Raw genomic sequence first — 393 nt, 5'->3', positions numbered from 1 at the left:
CGCCCACCGGCACGAAGATGGCGTCCAGCGCACCCGGGTGCTGGCGCAGTATTTCCATGGCCACCGTACCCTGGCCAGCGATGACATCGGGGTCATCGAACGGCGGCACGAAGGTGGCGCCGGCCTGGTCGGCCAGTTTCAAGGCATGGGCCAGGGCATGCGGAAAGCTCTCGCCGTGCAACACCACATGGCCACCCCGTGAGCGCACCCCCTCCACCTTCAACGACGGTGTGGTGGTGGGCATGACGATGGTGGCCTTCATGCCCAGGTGCGCAGCTGCCAGGGCCACGCCCTGGGCATGGTTGCCCGCCGACGCCGTGATGACCCCGCGCTCGCGTTGCGCGGTGCCAAGCCGCGACAGGCGGGTGTAGGCACCGCGGATCTTGAACGAGA

1 protein-coding gene is annotated in these 393 nt (G+C 68.4%); it reads right to left on the bottom strand.

From position 1 onward, the window contains the following. Nucleotides 1–393, bottom strand: a 393-nt coding sequence (locus GYA94_RS27110) for a pyridoxal-phosphate dependent enzyme (protein ID WP_161893496.1), incomplete at both ends; no start/stop codon positions are given.

The organism is Pseudomonas juntendi (genome assembly GCF_009932375.1).
In the GTDB taxonomy this organism is placed as follows: Bacteria; Pseudomonadota; Gammaproteobacteria; order Pseudomonadales; family Pseudomonadaceae; genus Aquipseudomonas; species Aquipseudomonas juntendi.
Note: the sequence above shows the minus strand (reverse complement) of the source record. Positions and strands in the feature narration are given on the sequence as shown.